Annotated in this window: 15 protein-coding genes and 1 pseudogene; 5 read left to right on the top strand and 11 right to left on the bottom strand. The window is 66.5% G+C overall.

What is annotated here, in order from left to right; all coding sequences use genetic code 11:
- The first annotated feature begins 130 nt into the window (after nt 1-130).
- From AC5Y30_RS01480 to AC5Y30_RS01470, 3 genes are all read left to right on the top strand, one after another.
- Complete coding sequence (locus tag AC5Y30_RS01480; protein WP_499915663.1) at nt 131-1,018, top strand: DMT family transporter; 888 nt, start codon at nt 131-133, stop codon at nt 1,016-1,018.
- A 176-nt stretch (nt 1,019-1,194) separates the two neighbouring features.
- On the top strand, nt 1,195-2,529 hold the full coding sequence (locus tag AC5Y30_RS01475) for a magnesium transporter MgtE N-terminal domain-containing protein (protein WP_499915661.1): 1,335 nt from the start codon (nt 1,195-1,197) through the stop codon (nt 2,527-2,529).
- A gap of 89 nt (nt 2,530-2,618) precedes the next feature.
- A complete protein-coding gene (locus AC5Y30_RS01470; protein ID WP_499916715.1) occupies nt 2,619-4,211 on the top strand; it encodes an NRAMP family divalent metal transporter in 1,593 nt (530 codons plus the stop codon).
- On the opposite strand, the gene AC5Y30_RS01465 is transcribed toward AC5Y30_RS01470, so the two are convergent.
- The 3 genes from AC5Y30_RS01465 to htpG form a co-directional block, all read right to left on the bottom strand.
- Entirely contained in the window at nt 4,201-5,223 is a 1,023-nt protein-coding gene (locus AC5Y30_RS01465; protein WP_499915660.1) for a TIGR03617 family F420-dependent LLM class oxidoreductase, read from the bottom strand. The two genes, AC5Y30_RS01470 and AC5Y30_RS01465, sit on opposite strands and share 11 nt — an antisense overlap.
- 64 nt (nt 5,224-5,287) lie before the next feature.
- Nucleotides 5,288-5,503, bottom strand: a complete 216-nt coding sequence (locus AC5Y30_RS01460; RefSeq protein ID WP_499915658.1) for a hypothetical protein — start codon at nt 5,501-5,503, stop codon at nt 5,288-5,290.
- Between the two features lie 67 nt (nt 5,504-5,570).
- Nucleotides 5,571-7,496, bottom strand: coding sequence for a molecular chaperone HtpG (htpG, locus tag AC5Y30_RS01455; RefSeq protein WP_499915656.1), 1,926 nt, complete (start codon nt 7,494-7,496; stop codon nt 5,571-5,573).
- A gap of 104 nt (nt 7,497-7,600) precedes the next feature.
- Here htpG and AC5Y30_RS01450 point away from each other — a divergent pair, with 104 nt between their 5' ends.
- Entirely contained in the window at nt 7,601-8,221 is a 621-nt protein-coding gene (locus AC5Y30_RS01450) for a TIGR03085 family metal-binding protein (RefSeq protein ID WP_499915654.1), read from the top strand.
- Nucleotides 8,222-8,243: 22 nt separating this feature from the next.
- Here the strand turns inward: AC5Y30_RS01450 and AC5Y30_RS01445 are convergent, their stop codons facing one another.
- From AC5Y30_RS01445 to AC5Y30_RS01435, 3 genes are all read right to left on the bottom strand, one after another.
- Nucleotides 8,244-9,773, bottom strand: a complete 1,530-nt coding sequence (locus tag AC5Y30_RS01445) for a class I adenylate-forming enzyme family protein (RefSeq protein WP_499915652.1) — start codon at nt 9,771-9,773, stop codon at nt 8,244-8,246.
- A gap of 18 nt (nt 9,774-9,791) precedes the next feature.
- On the bottom strand, nt 9,792-10,634 hold the full coding sequence (locus AC5Y30_RS01440) for a thioesterase family protein (RefSeq protein WP_499915650.1): 843 nt from the start codon (nt 10,632-10,634) through the stop codon (nt 9,792-9,794).
- A 110-nt stretch (nt 10,635-10,744) separates the two neighbouring features.
- Nucleotides 10,745-11,458, bottom strand: coding sequence for a VIT1/CCC1 transporter family protein (locus tag AC5Y30_RS01435; RefSeq protein WP_499915648.1), 714 nt, complete (start codon nt 11,456-11,458; stop codon nt 10,745-10,747).
- A 312-nt stretch (nt 11,459-11,770) separates the two neighbouring features.
- Between AC5Y30_RS01435 and AC5Y30_RS01430 the strand changes: the two genes are divergently transcribed.
- Nucleotides 11,771-12,439 carry a chitin-binding protein gene (locus AC5Y30_RS01430; protein ID WP_499915646.1) on the top strand — a complete coding sequence of 223 codons (669 nt, stop codon included), beginning with the start codon at nt 11,771-11,773 and terminating at the stop codon, nt 12,437-12,439.
- A gap of 90 nt (nt 12,440-12,529) precedes the next feature.
- Here AC5Y30_RS01430 and AC5Y30_RS01425 read toward each other — a convergent pair whose 3' ends face one another.
- The 5 genes and pseudogenes from AC5Y30_RS01425 to AC5Y30_RS01405 all read right to left on the bottom strand — a co-directional run bounded on the left by AC5Y30_RS01425 (nt 12,530) and on the right by AC5Y30_RS01405 (nt 17,426).
- Nucleotides 12,530-13,165, bottom strand: a complete 636-nt coding sequence (locus AC5Y30_RS01425) for a class I SAM-dependent methyltransferase (protein ID WP_499915644.1) — start codon at nt 13,163-13,165, stop codon at nt 12,530-12,532.
- Nucleotides 13,162-14,094, bottom strand: a complete 933-nt coding sequence (locus tag AC5Y30_RS01420) for an SAM-dependent methyltransferase (protein WP_499915642.1) — start codon at nt 14,092-14,094, stop codon at nt 13,162-13,164. The genes AC5Y30_RS01425 and AC5Y30_RS01420 overlap by 4 nt, the downstream gene beginning before the upstream one ends.
- A gap of 214 nt (nt 14,095-14,308) precedes the next feature.
- A pseudogene (locus AC5Y30_RS01415) lies at nt 14,309-14,518 on the bottom strand (nitroreductase family deazaflavin-dependent oxidoreductase); the annotation flags it as partial.
- 11 nt (nt 14,519-14,529) lie between these two features.
- The gene (locus tag AC5Y30_RS01410) at nt 14,530-14,856 is read right to left on the bottom strand and encodes an STAS domain-containing protein (protein ID WP_499915640.1); all 327 of its coding nucleotides are present in this window, start codon (nt 14,854-14,856) and stop codon (nt 14,530-14,532) included.
- Complete coding sequence (locus AC5Y30_RS01405) at nt 14,856-17,426, bottom strand: SpoIIE family protein phosphatase (protein WP_499915638.1); 2,571 nt, start codon at nt 17,424-17,426, stop codon at nt 14,856-14,858. The genes AC5Y30_RS01410 and AC5Y30_RS01405 overlap by 1 nt, the downstream gene beginning before the upstream one ends.
- Nucleotides 17,427-17,496: the final 70 nt, after the last annotated feature.

The raw sequence follows: 17,496 nt of genomic DNA, 5'->3' as shown, positions 1-17,496 counted from the left end.
TCGGTCCCCGCCACCGTCGGCCGCGCACGTGCAGAAGTCTAGGGCCGCGACTCCTCGCCGAGCCAGCCGATTGAACTCCTCGACCGCGCACGCTAAGACTTGACATCGGCTGATTACCCAGGAGGGCCGCTTGGACAAGGCAGACATCGCCGCATTGCTCGCGCTGGCGGCCGCGCTGATGGTGGGCGCCGGAGACGTCGCCCAGCAGCGATCCGCTCAGCAGGTCACCGATCAATCGGTCGGCACCTTCACCCTGTTCCGCCGGCTGCTGCGCGACCGGAGATGGTGGGTGGGCAGCCTGGTGGCCGCAGCCGGTTTCGGGTTCCAGGCCGCGGCACTGGGCCTGGGCTCGGTGGTACTGGTGCAGGCGCTCCTGGTGACCTCGTTGCTGTTCGCATTGCTCATCAGCGCGAGGGCGAATCATCGCAGAATCACCCGCCAGCAAGCGATTTGGGCGGTTTTGCTTGCCGCCGCGGTCGCGGTGGTGGTGACCGTCGGCGATCCCCAGCAGGGGACGCCGCGCGGCTCGGCGCAGACATGGACCATCGTGGCGCTGGTGATGGGCCCAGCGCTGATCCTGTGTGTGATTGGAGCGCGGATGTTCCCGGGTTCGGTCGGCGCATTGTTGCTGGGGCTGATGTCCGGTTCGCTGTGGGGCCTGTTTTCGGTGTTGACCAAAGGTGTGGTCGACCAACTCGACCGCGGCATCCCAGCCTTATTGCGCGCACCCGAGTTGTACGTGTGGGTGGTGATCGCGGTCGCGGCTACCGCCTGGGAACAGTCGGCATTTCGGGCCGGGCCGCTCACCACGTCGCTCCCGGCGGTCACCGTCGCCGAGCCCATCGTCGGCTCGCTGCTGGGCGTCACCGTGCTGGGAGAGACGCTGCACACCAACGACATAGGCTGGGTGGCCCTGGGCTTGTCGATAGGCCTGATGGCGGCGGCGACGGTAGCGCTGGCCCACAGCCAGGCCAGTGACACGCCGCCGACTGACCAAAAGCACGCCCCCGCAACGTAAAGAACCCCAATAGCCTTCTGCCGTTTACTTGTTGACGGTAGCCATCCGCGACCCGCGCGCGTATGGTGTGGCCGCCGAGACGGTGCAACGATCGAATCACGCCGCACGGCGCCGCAACACCTGGTTTCGGGGTAGGTTGGCCGCGGGTTCGGTCGTACCGCCTTGAGGAGGGATAGATGAGCACATCGGAAAAGGCGTCGAAGCCGCGCGCCGGGCAGCCGGTAATCCACCTCTCCCAGCTGTTGCGTGCGCCCGTGCTATCCCGTTCCGGCGAAACGGTGGGCCGGGTCGAGGACGTGATCGTGCGGCTGGGCGGAGCGGAGGAGTACCCCCGCGTGGCCGGGATAGTCGCGGGGGTCGGCGGACGCCGGGTCTTCATCGGCGACAAATCCATCGACGCATACTCCGTGGACCGAGTTCTGTTGACCAAGAACAAAATTGATCTTCGCGGGTTCGAACGCCGCGAGGGTGAGGTGTTGTTGCGCACCGACGTGTTGGGCCACCGGCTGATCGACGTGGCCACCGTCGAGCTGGTGCGCGCCTACGACGTCGAGCTGGAACAGACCGGCCAAGGCTGGATGGTCACCCGCCTGGACACCCGCCGCCCACCACGATTGTTCGGGCTGATCAAGCATTCGGGCGGGCATGCGTCTCGTGACTGGAAGGCATTCGAGCCGCTGATCGGCCACGCCCGTTCGGATGCGGTCCGACGCCTCTCGGACCGGTTCGGCGAGCTCAAAGCCGCAGAGATCGCCGATCTTCTCGAGGAAGCGGACAAGGCCGAGGGCGGCGAGATCCTCGACCGGGTGCACAGCGACCCCGAATTGGAAGCCGACGTCTTCGAAGAACTCGACCCGGAGAAGGCCAGCCGGTTGCTCGACAACATGCCGGACAACGAGGTCGCCGCGCTGCTCGGCCGGATGCGCGCCGACGACGCCGCCGATGCGATCGCCGACCTGCGCCAGTCCCGGCGCCGGCGCGTGCTCGAGCTGATGCCGGCCCCACAGCGCACCAAGGTCATCACCTTGATGGGGTTCAACCCCGAAAGTGCCGGCGGTCTGATGAATGTCGACTCGGTGACGTGTTCGCCCGCCGCCACCGCGGGCGAGGCGTTGGCGTTGATCGCCGCGTCGCACAGCATTCAGCCGGAAGCCCTGATCAAGGTGCACGTGCTCGACGAGGACCAACGTCTTGACGGCGTCGTTTCCGTGATCACCCTGTTGCAGGTCGATCCCGCCGAAAAGCTCGGCGCGCTAATGGATTCCGACCCGGTGCGGGTCAACGCCGACGCGGACCTGACCGATATCGCGCTGCTGATGGCCGATTTCAATCTCTACTCCATACCCGTCGTCGACGAGCAGGACCGCCTACTCGGGGTGGTCACCGTCGACGACGTGCTGGAGGCGACCATCCCCGAGGACTGGCGCCGCAGGGAGCCCGCGCCCCGCCCCATCCGCGAAATCGTCGCCGACGACCGTGACGCACCGCCAACGGGAGGTAGCGCGCAGTGAGCCCCGGTGGCGAGAACCCCGCCCAGGCCGACGGGCCGGGTGTCGACGTTCAGCGCTCCGAGCCGGCGCAGCCGCGGCGCACGGCCGTCCTGGACAGCGCTCATGTGGGGGATATCGAGGGCGCGTTCGGACGCATCAGCGTCGGCGAGACCGAGCATGCCCGGACCTGGCGGACGCGGCTGCTGACCCTGCTCGCGATCGTCGGGCCCGGAATCATCGTGATGGTCGGCGACAACGACGCGGGCGGGGTCGCCACCTACGCCCAAGCCGGCCAGAACTACGGCTACTCACTGCTGTGGGTATTACTGCTGCTGATCCCCGTGCTCATCGTCAACCAAGAAATGGTGGTCCGGCTCGGCGCGGTCACCGGCGTCGGACACGCCCGCCTGATCAACGAACGCTTCGGCCGCGGCTGGGGCTGGTTTTCGGTCGGCGACCTGTTCTTGCTCAACTTCTTGACGATCGTCACCGAGTTCATCGGCATCAGCCTGGCCGCCGAGTACATCGGCGTCTCCAAATACGTTGTGGTACCGGTCTCGGCGGTGGCGTTGGTGGCGATCATGGCCAGCGGCAGCTTCCGTCGATGGGAGCGGGCCATGTTCGTGTTCATCGCGGTCACGCTACTGCAGATCCCGATGCTGTTGATGTCGCATCCACAGTGGATAAATGCGGCGAAGTCCTTTGTCGTGCCCAGTATTTCGGGCGGAATCAGCTCGGATGCGGTGCTGCTGATCATCGCGATCGTCGGCACCACCGTCGCTCCGTGGCAGCTGTTTTTCCAGCAGTCCAATGTCGTTGACAAGCGCATCACTCCCCGGTTCATGGCCTACGAACGCGCGGACACCGTGCTGGGAGCCTTCGTCGTGGTGGTCGGCGCCGCCGCGCTGGTGATGACCGGCGACTGGGCCGCGCGCTCCACCAACACCGTGGGTGGCTTCACCGACGCCGGCGCCATCGCCCATCTGCTCGGCCAGCATCGCGAGACGCTTGGCTGGATTTTCGCGATCGTGCTGATGGACGCTTCGATCATCGGTGCCGCCGCCGTCACCCTGGCCACCAGTTACGCCTTCGGCGACGTCTTCGGGCTGAAACACTCACTGCACCGCGGCTTCTCCGACGCCAAACAGTTCTACCTGTCCTACACCGCAATGGTGGTGCTGGCCGCCGCGATCGTCCTGATTCCCGGCGCCCCACTCGGGCTGATCACCACCGCCGTGCAGGCCCTCGCCGGTCTACTGCTGCCCAGCGCCAGCGTATTCCTGCTGCTGTTGTGCAACGATCGAGAAGTATTGGGCCCCTGGGTAAATCGGCCCTGGCTGAACTGGGTCGCCGGGCTGATCGTGGGCACGCTACTGCTGCTCTCGGGAATCTTGATGGCCACCACGCTGTTTCCCGGAATCAATGTCGTGGTGGTGTCCGGCTACCTGGTAGCGGCCATGGTCGTATTCGCTGCCGCAGCCGCACCTGCGCTGCGCTGGATGGGCCGCCGCCGACCCGCTCGCCCCGTCGCACGCTTCCCGGCCCGCGGTGTCGACCGCAGCACCTGGCGCATGCCCCCGCTGACGCTGCTCGAGCCGGTCGTCTGGTCGCCCGGCACCCGACTGGGCATGATCGCGCTGCGCACCTATCTGGTCGCCGGCGCGCTGCTACTCGTGGTCAAAGCCATCCAACTCAGCCGCTGACCGTTTGCACCCGGCGAGCCACCTCGCCGTACCGCTCGAAGCGCTCCAGATCGGCGACGGCGTTGTACATCACCAATCGCGTTGCCATCCCTGCGTATTTCGCGACCAACGCGTCGGCCAGCCCCTCCCAGGTCGACTCGGTCGCAAACACCGCGATGTGATCGTCGCTGACCTGAGCCGCCATCCCGGCGAAGTCTCCGGCCTTCTGCTTCTCCCGAATCCGGGCGGTCGTGCCCTCGAAACCCGCCTCATCCCATATGAACGCGTAGTTGGGCGTGCTGCCGTAGAACGCCATGCTGGCGCGCACGACTTCACGTTGCTTGGCGAGCTCTTCGTCGGTGTCTCCGACGATCGTCATGACGGGCACGATGATCGCGACGTCCGACGGCGACCGGCCCGCTTTCGCCGCCCCTTCGGCGACCGTCGGCAGCACGTGCCGGGCCAGGTAGCCCGGTTCGCCGATGGGGTGGACGTGCAGGCCGTCGGCAACTTCACCCGCCATCCGCAGCATCCACGGATTGACCGCTGCGATATCGACTTTGGGGTCCGGAGCGTCGATGGGCCCCGGGCTCCACTGCGGGGTGATGAAGTCGAGATCGTAGAAGTCACCGTGGTGGTCGAGTGTCCCTGAGCGAAACGCCGCGAAGCATGCCTTGACCGCAAGCAAGTAGTCGCGCAGCCGGGGCCCTGGCCGCTCGAAGGCGGTGCCGTAGCGCCGCACCACGTGGGTCCGCACCTGCGTCCCGAGGCCCAGCCGGAACTTCCCCTTGGTGGCTTCCTGCAGCTCCCATGCCGCGGCGGCGGTGACGAAGGGGCTGCGCGGGAAGGCCACCGCAACGCCCGTCGACAATTCGAGGTCCGGCGCGGCCTGCGAGGCGACGGCAGCATTCAGGTATGCGGTGCGGCCGGTCTCGGTGAACAACAGGCCGGAGAATCCGGCGGATTGCGTCCGCCGGGCAAGGTCACCGATTTGGCCGAGCGGCTGGGGAGTCGTCATCGCGTCGACATGCATGGTGGGAGCGTACGTCGAGCGAGTCCGGGCGCGTCGCGCGTGCTCGTCGGCCGGAGGCGGCGAATCAGCGTTTGGTTGGCCGCCGGCTCACCGGGGCGGTGAAGCCTTCGGTGTCATCGAAGAATGCCCATTGCCCGTCGTCGTTGACCTCCATCCGCCACCCCAGCTCGGTGTCGCCGCCGACCGAGTTGACGAACCAGGCATGCGCGGCCTCCGCATTGGCGAAACTCTTCGTCGCGACGACCCGGCCGCGTGGGTCGAGAACGCGAAACTCAGGCATGGGATCTCATTATCCCTGCCAGCGAGCCTTCAATCGGCGAAATCGCTTATTTGCCGGTGGACCCCGGTTACACCGTGCGGGCCAGCCGGCCGGCGAGAATCTCGGCAAACCTTGCCGGATCGTCGAGCGCGCCGCCCTCGGCAAGAAGCGCTGTGCCGTAGAGCAATTCCGCGGTCTCCGCGACCGAGGGATCGTCGCCGCGGTCCTGGTGCGCTTGCCGCAGGCCGGTGACGAGCGGGTGGTTGGGGTTGAGCTCGAGGATCCGTTTGCCCACCGGAACGGCCTGCCCGGAAGCGCGGTACATGCGCGCGAGCGCCGGCGTGATCCCGAAGGCGTCGGTGATCAGGCAGGCGGGCGAGTCCGTCAGGCGGTTCGACAGCCGAACTTCCTTGACGTGATCGGTCAGGGTCTCCTTCAGCCAGGTGAGCAGGTCGGCGAATTCCTTCTGCTGCTCCTCGCGCTCGGCCTCGCTCTCGTCGCCGTCGGCACTGAGGTCCACTTCCCCCTTAGCGATGGACTGCAGCGGCTTGCCGTCGAACTCGGTCACGGTGCCCACCCACACCTCGTCGACGGGGTCGGTGAGCAGCAACACCTCGTAGCCCTTGGCTTTGAACGCCTCGAGGTGCGGCGACTTCAATATCTGCTGACGCGACTCCCCCGTGGCGAAGAAGATCTGCGTCTGGCCCTCTTTCATGCGCTCCACGTACTCGGCGAGCGTCGTGGCTTCCTCCTCGCTGTGTGTCGAGGCGAACGAGGAGAGCTGCAGCAGCGTCTCTCGATTGTCGAAGTCGGACATCAGCCCCTCCTTGACGACCCTGCCGAATTGGGTCCAGAAGGTGCGGTAGTCCTCCGGGCGCTCGGACTGCAGATCCTTGATCGTGGAGAGGACCTTCTTGGTCAACCGGCGCCGGATGGCCTTGATCTGGCGATCCTGTTGCAGGATTTCGCGCGACACGTTCAGCGACATGTCCTGCGCGTCAACGACGCCCTTGACGAAGCGCAGGTACTCGGGCATGAGCTCGTCGCAGTCGGCCATGATGAACACGCGCTTGACGTAGAGCTGAATCCCGGTCTGGGCGTCCCGATTGAACAGGTCGAACGGAGCGTGCGACGGGATGAACAGCAGTGCCTGGTACTCGAACGTGCCTTCGGCCCGCATCGCGATGACCTCGAGCGGGTCGTCCCAGGCGTGCGCGACGTGCTTGTAGAACTCCTTGTACTCCTCCTCGGAGACCTCTTCTTTGGGCCTGGCCCACAGGGCCTTCATCGAGTTGAGGGTCTCGGTCTCGATCGTGACGGTCGGCTCACCGCCCTCTTCCGTCGCGGGCGTGCTTCGCACGACCTCCATCCGGATGGGCCACGCGATGAAGTCGGAGTACTTCTTGACCAGGCTCCTGATCTTGAAGTCCGCGGTGTAGTCGTGCAGCTCGTCCTCGGCGTCCTCGGGCTTGAGGTGCAGGGTCACCGACGTTCCCTGCGGGGCGTCGTCCACCGACTCGATGGTGTAGGTACCCTCGCCGCTCGATTCCCATCTGGTGGCGTCGCTCTCGCCGGCCTTGCGGGTGAGCAGTTCGACCTTGTCGGCGACCATGAAGCTGGAGTAGAAACCGATCCCGAATTGACCGATGAGTTCCTCGGAAGCCGCGGCGTTCTTGGCCTCGCGTAGTTGTTTGCGCAGCTCGGCGGTGCCGGACTTGGCCAGCGTGCCGATCAGGTCGACCACTTCGGCGCGGGTCATCCCGATGCCGTTGTCGCGGATGGTCAGGGTGCGCGCGTCCTTGTCGACGTCGATCTCGATGTGCAGGTCAGAGGTGTCGACGTCGAGGTCCTTGTTCCGGAACGCTTCTAGCCGCAGCTTGTCCAAAGCATCGGAAGCGTTGGAGATCAACTCTCGCAGGAACGAGTCCTTGTTGGAGTAGACGGAGTGGACCATCAGATCCAGCAGCTGCCGAGCCTCTGCCTGAAACTCCAACTGCTCAACGTGCGCGCTCATGAGATTCCCTTCGACAACATGACGTCCCAAATTTACCGAGCCGCCGACGCGTGGTGCGCAATAACCCCGTGCTCTCCCGGGGTCACCGGCTCTAGGCTGAACGGATGTCTGTTGCTCAACGCGAACGTGCCGCCCTTGTGGAGACCATGCGCGGCGTGGGGCCGGATGCGCCCACCCTGTGCGAGGGATGGAAGACGCGGGACTTGGCCGCCCACCTGGTGATCCGTGAGTACCGGCCCGACGCGGCGCCCGGCATTTTGATCCCCTTCTTCGCATCCCACACCGAGAAGGTGCAGAACCAGGTGGCCGAGCAGAACGACTGGGACGAGCTGATTAGCAAGGTCGCCGCCGGCCCACCGGTCTACTCGCCGTTCAAACTGCTCGACCCCGTGGCCAATGTGGCCGAGATGTTCATCCACCACGAGGATGTGCGCCGAGCGCAGCCGGGCTGGCAGCCGCGCTCCCTGGAGCCCGCGCTGACCAAAATGTTGCGGCGGACCCTGCCATTGATGGCCCGGCTCACACTCGCCAAGACGCCAGGCCGGCTGGCGTTGCGCACCCCGGAGGGCAAGACCGTGCTCACCGCGGGCCAGGGGCCGGCGGTGACGGTGACCGGGGCGTCCGAGGAGCTGCTGCTGTTCTCGGTCGGGCGACAGGCCAAGGTCGAATTCGACGGCGACGCCGCTGCGGTGCAGGCCGTCCGGGACGCGCCCAAGGGGCTGTAGGCGTCCGGCGGCCCCGCGCGATTCACCCAAAGGTCTCGCGCAGCTTCTTCTTGATCACCTTGCCGAATTGATTGCGCGGCAGCGTTTCGACGACCACCAGGTGCTCGGGGTGTTTGTATCGGCTGAGGCCGCGCGATTGGCAATGTCGCACAAGGGATTCCAAAGACACCTCGCGCGCCGTCGCGGGAACCACGACGGCACAGACGCGTTCGCCGGTGCGCGGGTCGGGAATTCCGATGACGGCGACATCGGCGACGGCCGGATGCGTGGCCAGCGCATTCTCGATTTCCAGCGCCGAGATGTTCTCCGCATTACGGATGATGGCGTCCTTGGTACGGCCCGTGACGCGGACGTTGCCGTTCGCGTCGATCAGGCCGAGATCGCCTGTGCGCAGCCAGCCGTCGCTGTCGAACGCATCGGCGTCAAGCGTCGGGTCGGCGTAGCCGAGGAAGCATTGAGGTCCCTTGAGCCGCAGCTCCCCCTCGCGTCCGGCGCTCGCTTCAGCGCCCTCGCCGTCGACCACGCGCACCTCGACGCCGGGGACCGGCGGGCCGACCGTATGGTCGAGCACCTCGGGCGCCGCGGTCAGCGAAGGCGAGGTCGCGCATGGAAACTCCGTCATCCCCCAGGCATTCGCGATTCCGGCCAGGCCGAAGGTTTCGCGGACCTGACGTCCCAGTTCGGCCGTGATGGGCGCGCCGCCGGCCAGGCAGCCCCGCACCGACGGGAACAGCGGCCGATCACCCTGCGTCCGTTGGGCTTCGAGGAACGCGACGAAAAATGGGGTCGCGGTGCCCAGGAAAGTCGGATTGTGCGCGGCGATGGCCCACGGTGTGGTAGCCGGGTCGAACGCCTCGAACAGGGCCAACCGCATGCCGGTCAACAGCGCGGTGGCGAGCATCGCGGCCCCACCGATGTGGGCGATCGGGAAGGCGACCGGATCCACATCTGTGCTGTTGGCGCCCACCATGCCCACCACTCCCGCCGAGCCGGCGATGACCGAGGTATCGCTATGACGGATCCCTTTGGGGGCCGCGGTGGTTCCCGAGGAGTAGTAGATCCAACGAGTCTCATCGGCGGAACTTGGTGGCGCCGGGAGGGCGTCGACGGCGGCGCCGGGCAGGCGCAGCGCACCGGCCGGCGGCGTTGCCAGATCGAGGGTGATGACGTCGAAGCCTCTGTCCGCCGACAATGCTCGGGCCAGGTCCCCGTATCCGAAGCCGCGCCAAAGCTGCGGCACCACAAGGAATTCGGTGTGCAGTTGGCCGGTGATGAAGCCAACCTCGCTTTCCCGCAGGATGGGGATGATCGGGTTCTGCACGGCCCCGAGCCGGGCCAGTGCGGCCATCACCACCATGGTCTCCAGCGTGGTGGGCAGCTGCCAGGACACGACGGTTCCCGCGCGGATGCCCCGCTCGGCGAGTGCGGCGGCGGTTGCGCACGCGGCGTCGTGCAGTTGACGCGCTGTCAGGCTTCGCCCGTATTCATCGACCAGCAGCGGCCGGCTCGATCCTCGCCGCGCCGCGTCGGCGATCAAAGCCCAGAATGTCACCGTGCCAGTCCCTTTCGGCTAGCGGGCCGACGGCTCGGTGGCGGGTGGGCGGAACCCCGAGTGCGCGATGGCGGTGGACACGCCGGTGCCGATCGGCCCCTTCGCGTCCACCAGGACCGCCGAGCCGCTGGCCACCCCGTCGTGACTGTGATGCGTCAGGGAGGCCAGCCCGATGTGGTCGCCCACCGGCAGCCGGCTGAGCGTGAGCGTGTAGTCGACGTTGATGAATTGCAGGGAGTTGGTGCCCCAGTTGGCAATTGAAGCCGTGATGTCACCCGCCATCGCCACGCGGGTGAAGGCGGTGAGAGGTTCGTCGTCGATCAGCGGGCGCGTCTCGTGTATCCAGGTGTATTTCGGGCCGTCCGTGTGAGGCCAGTTCGGATCGGGGTTCTGGACATCGGCACCCCAGCCGTAGGTGCGCATGAACAGCGTCGAGTAGGCCTCGTCCAGCGGGATCGGTGGCATCTGCACGGGTGGTGACCAGACGTCCCCGTCGGGCTGCGTGCCGCGGCGCAGAAACAGCGCGCTCGCCTGCGCGACCACCGCGCCGTCCTGGATGATCGCGGCTTCGACCAGACGTAATCGGCGTCGGTCCTGTCGGACCTGCGTGTGTACCTCGAGCGGCTCCAACGCGGTCGGACGGGGCAGGTCGACGGTCAACCGTGCCGGCTGCAGTTGCGCATCGGGAGCCGCATCCTCGACCGCCCACGCCAAGAGACCGCCGACAACATGTCCGCTGAGCGACGGCCCCCAGCCCCCGCGCGCGAATTTGGTTGGCACGAAGTAATTGTCGTCGCGCACAAAGTAGGGCACCGGTTCGGCCCATTGAGCTTCATCGGTCAAGATATCGGGCTCGGCCACTGCTTGACTCTCCACGGAAGAGGAGCGCGGACTCGGCTGAGGACCGCAACTGTCGATATTACAGTTACGCTTCCAGTCGCCGAAGATGCATCGTCCACTACGCCCGAAGGTCAGCTGATTGCGGCGCCCACCAGATGACCGATTGCGTAGGTGATCGCCAACGCGAGGGTGCCGCCGATGGCGTTGCGCAGCACCGCTCGGCCCTTTGGCGCTCCGCCCAATCCGGCCGAGACCGCACCGGTGATCACCAGCGCTGCGAGTACCGCGGCGACCGTGATGGGGACTCTCCACGTCGTGGGCGGAACCAGGATCGCGATCAACGGCAGCAGGGCACCAATGGCGAACGAGAGCGCCGACGACGATGCCGCCTGCCAGGGATTCGTCAGCTCCTCGGGATTGATCCCCAGTTCCACCTCGGCATGGGCGAGCAGCGGATTGTGGTCGGTGAGTTCCTCGGCAACGGTGCGAGCGGTCGCCGGCGTCAGGCCTTTTGCCTCGTACAGCGTCGCGAGCTCGTCCAATTCGGCGACGGGATCATCGCGCAATTCGCGGCGCTCCTGGCTCAACAGCGCCTTCTCCGTGTCGCGCTGGGTGCTGACCGAGACGTATTCGCCCAGCGCCATCGACACCGCGCCCGCAACCAGTCCGGCGCTGCCGGCGGTCAATATCGGCGCGCGTTCGGCGGTTGCCGCCGCGACTCCCACCACAATGCCCGCGGTGGAGACGATCCCGTCGTTGGCGCCCAGGACGCCGGCGCGCAGCCAATTCAGCTTCGACGACACCGAACCGACGTGGGGTTCGTGCGGATGTGACGCATTCGACACGGCCGCAACCATATAGATGAAAACCCTTGCCGACTAGCCAACGTAGCCTTCCCAAACAGACGCCGGCGCCGGGTCGGTCCGCGTCCATCGTGGTGAAAATGCCTGGTAATCAATGCGCGGCGGACGCGCCGCGCAATGGTGACGGGCGGACGGGTGCCGGCCGCAAACACATCGTCAGTGGGCCGGACCCAAAGGTCTGCACTGGCCGAGCCACAGCTGTTCCATAGGAAAGCTATTTAGCGTCGGGGTGGTAACGGGGGGTGTTCCAACGAACTTCCTTGCAAGTAATCCCTAGTGGATAGGTGAAGCATCATGAAGTTGAAGCAACTTGTCGGCGGGGTGTCCATCGCCGGAGCGCTCGGCGCTGCGGCCTTCGGAATGGGCGCCGGATTTGCCAATGCTGCTCCCGGAGCGCCACAGCCGCCGGGCAATCACGGCGGGGCGGCACCTGGTGGCGGCCACGCTCCCACCGGTCCTAACGATCCCGGCGGCCCGGGTGGACCGGGTGGTCCCGGTGGCCCGGGTGGTCCCGGCGGTCCGGGTGGACCCGGCGATCATCCTGGTGGCCCGGGTGGACCGGGAAATCATCCCGGCGGCCCAGGCGGACCCGGCGATCACCCCGGTGGACCGGGTGGACCCGGTGGACCGGGTGGTCCCGGCGATCACCCCGGCGGGCCGGGTGGACCAGATGATCACCCCGGTGGACCCAACGGGTTCGGTGGACCGGATCCTCACCCTGGCGGCCCGTGGCACGGGGACGCGCAGCGTGGTTACTTCCGCGGGGCGCCCTGGGGCGATGGTCCTGGACCGTGGGGGCCGGGTGCACCGCCGCGGCCGGCATGGGATCGACCGCTCCCCCCGCCCGGTGGGCACTGGGATTACGGCCCGATCAATTACTGGGGCTACCAGGAAACACCCGTCTGGGATCCCGGTTTCCACCAGTGGGGTTTCTGGCTCTTCGGAGTGTGGATCCCGCTGTGATCAAGTAGCTGACAAGACGCCCGCTTCGCCGATTGGCGAAGCGGGCGTCTTCGCTTGCCTGCCGAGTGTGTTTGACGCCCGGCGCCGGCCCTAACTTTTCGTGCCGACGGTCAACAGGTCGGACACCAGCGCCGTCCACGCCGGGCGCGGGATCCGGTGTTGATCGGTGATGACGAACCCGGCGTCCTCGAACAACGCTCGCATCTCGGGCGCCGACGTGTTGTGCTGCGGCTTCCATCGGGCGTTCGCAGATGACTGCAGCCGCGGCTGCCGCGTGCTCAGCGCCGAAACGGCCACCAGGCCGCCCGGGGCCAGCACACGATGGAATTCACGTAGCGCCGCCGGCTGATCGAAGAAGTGGAAGGCCGAGGTCGTGACCACCGCATCGAGGGCGCCGTCGTCAAACGGAAGCTGCTCGGCCGGGCCGCGCATCCATTGCACCCGATCCGATCTGGCCCGAGCCTGGCCGAGCATGCCGTCGGACATGTCGACGCCGTAGATCTCGTCAGGCTGCAGTTCGCGCTGGATTCGATCGCTCAAAATGCCTGTGCCGCAAGCTATATCAGCGATCTTGCGTGCCCCGTGGTCGCGCAGCTGGGCTATCACCTCGTTGTGCGGTGGTCGGTACACCCACCGTTGCAGGAAGGGCAGATCGTACGCCGGCGCGAGGAAGCTCCACATCCGCGTGACGGCCTCATTGAGCCCTCGTCGCTGCGGCGCGGTCATTTGCTCAGCACCGCGCTGTAGTAGATGGTGTCGGCCATCGACACGGAGTCGTTGGTTTGCGGAATGGCATCAAGACCGGAGTCGGCCAACAGCTCACTCATCCGAATGCCATCGGAGCGCCACCCCAGGTTGTCCAGGTACACGCCGACGTCATTGCGCTCGCCCTGGTAACCGAGCTCGCCGAATTCCAGGTCGAAGCCATGCTCACGCCATTTTTCGGCGGCCCTGCTCATCATCGCCTGCGCTTTCTCGGTGTCTACCTCTGACATGTCCGGAATAGCTTCGCACGCCAGCCGACTGCCGTCGGCGCTCAGTGCGGTGATGTTGTCGAGCAGTCGATCCTGCGCCTCCGGCGGCAGATACCCGAAGAGTCCCTCCGCGATCCAGGCCGTGGGTTGACACTTGTCAAAACCGGCTTCGGCCAACGCTTTCGGCCAGTCATTGCGCAGATCGACGGCGACCGTGCGCAGCTCGGCCTGCGGGGCGGCGCCCAGCTTGGCCAGCGTGCCGGCCTTGAATTCGATCACCTGCGGCTGGTCGATCTCGAAGACCGTCATATCGGACGGCCAAGCCAACCGGTAGGCGCGCGCGTCCAAGCCCGATGCCAGAATCACGGCCTGCCGGATCCCGGCCTGCGTCGCTGCGTGAAAGAACGAATCGAAGAATCGGGTCCGGGCGGCCATTGCGGCGGGCATGTGTCCGAGCTTCCAGCCCGACTCGTGGTCGTCGACGTCGGCGGCCACCAGGTCGCCTGACATCCAACGAGTGAAGAAGTCCACCCCGACGGCACGCACCAGCGGCTCGGCGAAACGATCTTCGATCAGCGGGTTGTCGGCGTTCGTCGCGATCGCTCGCGCGGCTGCGACCATCGTCGCGGTCGCGCCCACACTGGTGGCCAGATCCCAGGTGTCGTTGTCTGTACGTGGCATGCGGCTGTTGTCCCCCTCGGATTCACAGGTTACTTAGCTGGCATAACGACCCAGGAGCTCGTGGAGTTCCCGTAGCCCGCCCGGTCCTCGTGGCCCTCCGGGTTGCACCCGGTCCATTCGCGGCAGGGGCAAGCAAAGCGCCGATTATCGTGCGGCAATTGACCCGTTGACTCGCCGAATTGGCGAGAATGAACGCCCTTGACAGCCCGTGTCTTCAGACGATGACCAATTCGAAGACCGGGATGAGCCGATCCGTGCGTTGCTGGTACTCGCCGAACCCAGGGGCGCGCTCGACTACCACCGGGTATACCGAATCCCTTTGGTCACGCGGCAATTCGCGCGCGATCGCGGGCTTCGCAGGTTCCGAGCCGATCTCGACGGACACGCGAGGATTGGCGCGAATGTTGTGCGGGCGAACGTGGTGTGTGGGAGGCGTCACTGCCCCGCTGTGGGCGGCGCGGCTTCGATGGTGGTCAGTTCGGCGAGACCGCTGACCCTGAGGACGGGCATCAGGATCGGGTGCGCGACGAGCCTGATGCTATCGGCGTGAGCGGCCAAGATGCTGATGGCCGCGCTGTCCAGGTACTCCACCGCGCTGAGGTCGACGAGCAATGCTGCGTCGTCGCCGGTGGCCTCCGTCGCGGCGCTGGCCAACGCCCGGCTGAACGCATCGATATTGCTCATGTCTATCTCCCCCGCGGCGACCAACACGAAATTCCCGGCGCTGCCGCGCGCGGTATCGAGCGTGAGCGGGGTGGTCATCAGGTGATCCTCGTGGATAGGTGGACGGTGGTGCCGCCGGCATCGGGCCGTATTTCGACATCGCCCATGAGGCTTCGCATCAGTGGGATGCCCCGGCCGCGATGAGGATAGGAGGCCGGTTGCGGAGCCTTCCACGTGCCAGTGTCGGTGATAGTCAACTGGAGCTCGTCGCCGAGTGCGACCGCCCCCAGCCGGATTGTGCCCTGCGGTCTATGACGATGACCGTGCTCGATCGCGTTGGCGACGGCTTCCCCAGCGGCGACGAGCACGTTCACCGCCTGCTCGGGGTCCAACCGGGCCCGAGTCAACCAGTTGCGCAAAGCATTACGGGTCGGCGCGAGCTGGCTGGCGTCGGCGGGAAACATCAGTTCCAGCGGGGCCGGGTGGCGGTAGAGCAGCAGCACGACATCGTCCTGATACCCATCGCGCGGCGCGACGCGGGACATGATCTGGTTCGCCAAATCCTCCAGTTTCGAGGCACGGGAGTCCTGCGCGACGTCCGCGACGCGGGAGATGCCATGGTCGAGCGGAAGGCGGCGACGTTCGACCAGACCGTCGGTGTAGAGCAACAGCGTCGAACGTGCCGGAATGAAAACGCGAGCTTCGGGGCGAGTCCAATCGCCTCGTATCCCCAAGGCGATGGTGTGGCCATCGTCGAGGATCTGGGTGCTGCCGTCTCCGTGTATCAGGATGGGCGGCGGATGACCCGCGCTCGAGTAGACCAGTTCACCGGTCTCGGGGGTGAGCACCGCACAGACCGCGGTGGTGCACTGTGCGCCGGGCAGCCGCGCGGCAAAGCGATCCATCCCCGCGAGAGCAGCACTAGGACTTGCGTTTTCGAACAATAGCGCGCGGCAGGCGCTACGAACCTGGCCCATCACGGTCGCGGCGGCCAGACCATGCCCGACACAGTCGCCGACGACTAACGCGATGCGCCCGTCGTCCAAATCGACGATGTCGTACCAGTCGCCGCCGACCTGGAGGGGTCGCGTCGCGGCCTGATAGCGCACCGCGAACCCGTTGGGCAGATCGGCGGGACCCAGGATCGCGTGCTGCAATGCCAGTGCGGTCTCGCGCTGCTGATCGACCTGGTACACCCGCTGCAAACCCTGGCCGAGGCGGCCGGCCAGGACGGTGAGCAAGGTCTGGTCCTCGAGGGTGAACGGGCGCTGCGCGGTCAAGTCCATCCAGACGACGAGCACGCCTTCGGGGTGCTGCAGCGCTATGCCCGCCGTTCCGGGTTGCGCCGCATTGGGGGTGAGCAGGTCCCCGTCGCGCAAAGCGCTGAGCGCCGCCTGGATGTGCGGCGCCAGGTCGTCCCACTGCGCGGGCTCGCCAACCGATACCACTCGCGGTGTGTAATAGGCGGATTCGGTCGAGGAGTTTTGCGTCGGGAAGGTGACGGCCAGAACGCGGCGCGCCCGCCAGAGCCGGCGCAGTTCCTCGGCGGCGGCTTGCACCGCGTCATCGACGGTGTCGGCTTGGGCCAGTTCCTGGTTGAGCGCGTGTTCGCGGCCCGCCGCCAGTGCCAAGGCGATCGCCGCGTGCCGGGCGAAGTCACTGACCAGATCGAGGTAATCGTTACCGAACGCGGGTTGGTGCGGGTCTCGCGCCACGGCGATGACGCCAAGCACCGCGTCATCCGCAATCAGCGGCATGACGATCGCGGAGCGTTCACCGACATCGGTGAAGCCCTCGATCGGGTATTGGAAGGAATCGGTGATCAGCGGAAGGCCGCGGCGGGCCACGCCGCCGGTGGTCGAGCCTTCCATCGGAACTTGTCGACCGATCACCTCCGAGGAGTAGCGGCCCGCAGTCGCGGCGACGACCAGGGTATCGACCTGGTCGGCAGGCAATTCGGCCTCCCGCGGAACCAGCAGGATGGCCTGCTCGGCGCCGGCCAGCTCCAGTGCCAAGTTCACGATGAGCTGCAACGGCCCCGTCTGCGGGTCGCCCGACAGCAGCGCGGTGGTGATCTCGCGGCTGGCCTTCGTCCATTTCGCCGATTCACGTTCTCGCTCGAAGAGCCGCGCGTTGTCGATAGCGGCGGCCGCCGCCGTGGCCATGGCGCGTACGGCGCCTTCCTGCGTGTCGGAGAACACCCGGCCGGGCCGGTCGTCGGCCAGGTACAGGCTGCCGAAGTTGGCCGCCCGCACGGTAATCGGGATGCCGAGGAGCGCGTGCATCGGCGGTTTGTGTCCGGCCAGCTCCACAGTGTCGGGATGGGTGTTCAGATCATCGACGCGCAAACCATCGCCGACCGGGAGATCGCCGAGCCGCCGGGCAGTTTGAACGTCGATTCCCGCATGCACGAAGGAAACGAGCGTGCCGTCGGAGGCGCGGATGCCCAGGGCGGCGTAGCGGGCACCGGTCAGCTCCATCGCGGCCTTGAGGACTCGATGCAGCGTCACGTCCAGGTCCAGATCGGAGCCGATCTCGACGATGACGCGCACCAGTTGTTCCATCTGGTCGCGCGCCGCCACCAAATCGTCGAGCTGATCATGCATCCGGCTCACCAGTTCGCGCCGGCCCTGCCAAGTGAAGGCGGACTCGCCCTGGTCGCTGTGCATAGGTACCAACGGTAACGGTCGGGTGAACGCGAATGTTCGGTATCCGGATGGGTACAGCACCACACCGACC

Source organism: Mycobacterium sp. NGS27, from assembly GCF_059813005.1.
The sequence above is the reverse complement of the archived record's forward strand: the minus strand, read 5'-3'. Positions and strand labels throughout refer to the sequence as shown.

Excerpts from the sequence above, each read along its gene's own strand:
- AC5Y30_RS01460 (WP_499915658.1), bottom strand. The coding sequence starts at position 5,503 with ATGCCTGAGTTTCGCGTTCTCGACCCACGCGGCCGGGTCGTCGCGACG.
- AC5Y30_RS01465 (WP_499915660.1), bottom strand. The coding sequence starts at position 5,223 with ATGCATGTCGACGCGATGACGACTCCCCAGCCGCTCGGCCAAATCGGT.
- htpG (WP_499915656.1), bottom strand. The coding sequence starts at position 7,496 with ATGAGCGCGCACGTTGAGCAGTTGGAGTTTCAGGCAGAGGCTCGGCAG.
- AC5Y30_RS01450 (WP_499915654.1), top strand. The coding sequence starts at position 7,601 with ATGTCTGTTGCTCAACGCGAACGTGCCGCCCTTGTGGAGACCATGCGC.
- AC5Y30_RS01425 (WP_499915644.1), bottom strand. The coding sequence starts at position 13,165 with ATGACCGCGCCGCAGCGACGAGGGCTCAATGAGGCCGTCACGCGGATG.
- AC5Y30_RS01430 (WP_499915646.1), top strand. The coding sequence starts at position 11,771 with ATGAAGTTGAAGCAACTTGTCGGCGGGGTGTCCATCGCCGGAGCGCTC.
- AC5Y30_RS01405 (WP_499915638.1), bottom strand. The coding sequence starts at position 17,426 with ATGCACAGCGACCAGGGCGAGTCCGCCTTCACTTGGCAGGGCCGGCGC.
- AC5Y30_RS01410 (WP_499915640.1), bottom strand. The coding sequence starts at position 14,856 with ATGACCACCCCGCTCACGCTCGATACCGCGCGCGGCAGCGCCGGGAAT.
- AC5Y30_RS01475 (WP_499915661.1), top strand. The coding sequence starts at position 1,195 with ATGAGCACATCGGAAAAGGCGTCGAAGCCGCGCGCCGGGCAGCCGGTA.
- AC5Y30_RS01420 (WP_499915642.1), bottom strand. The coding sequence starts at position 14,094 with ATGCCACGTACAGACAACGACACCTGGGATCTGGCCACCAGTGTGGGC.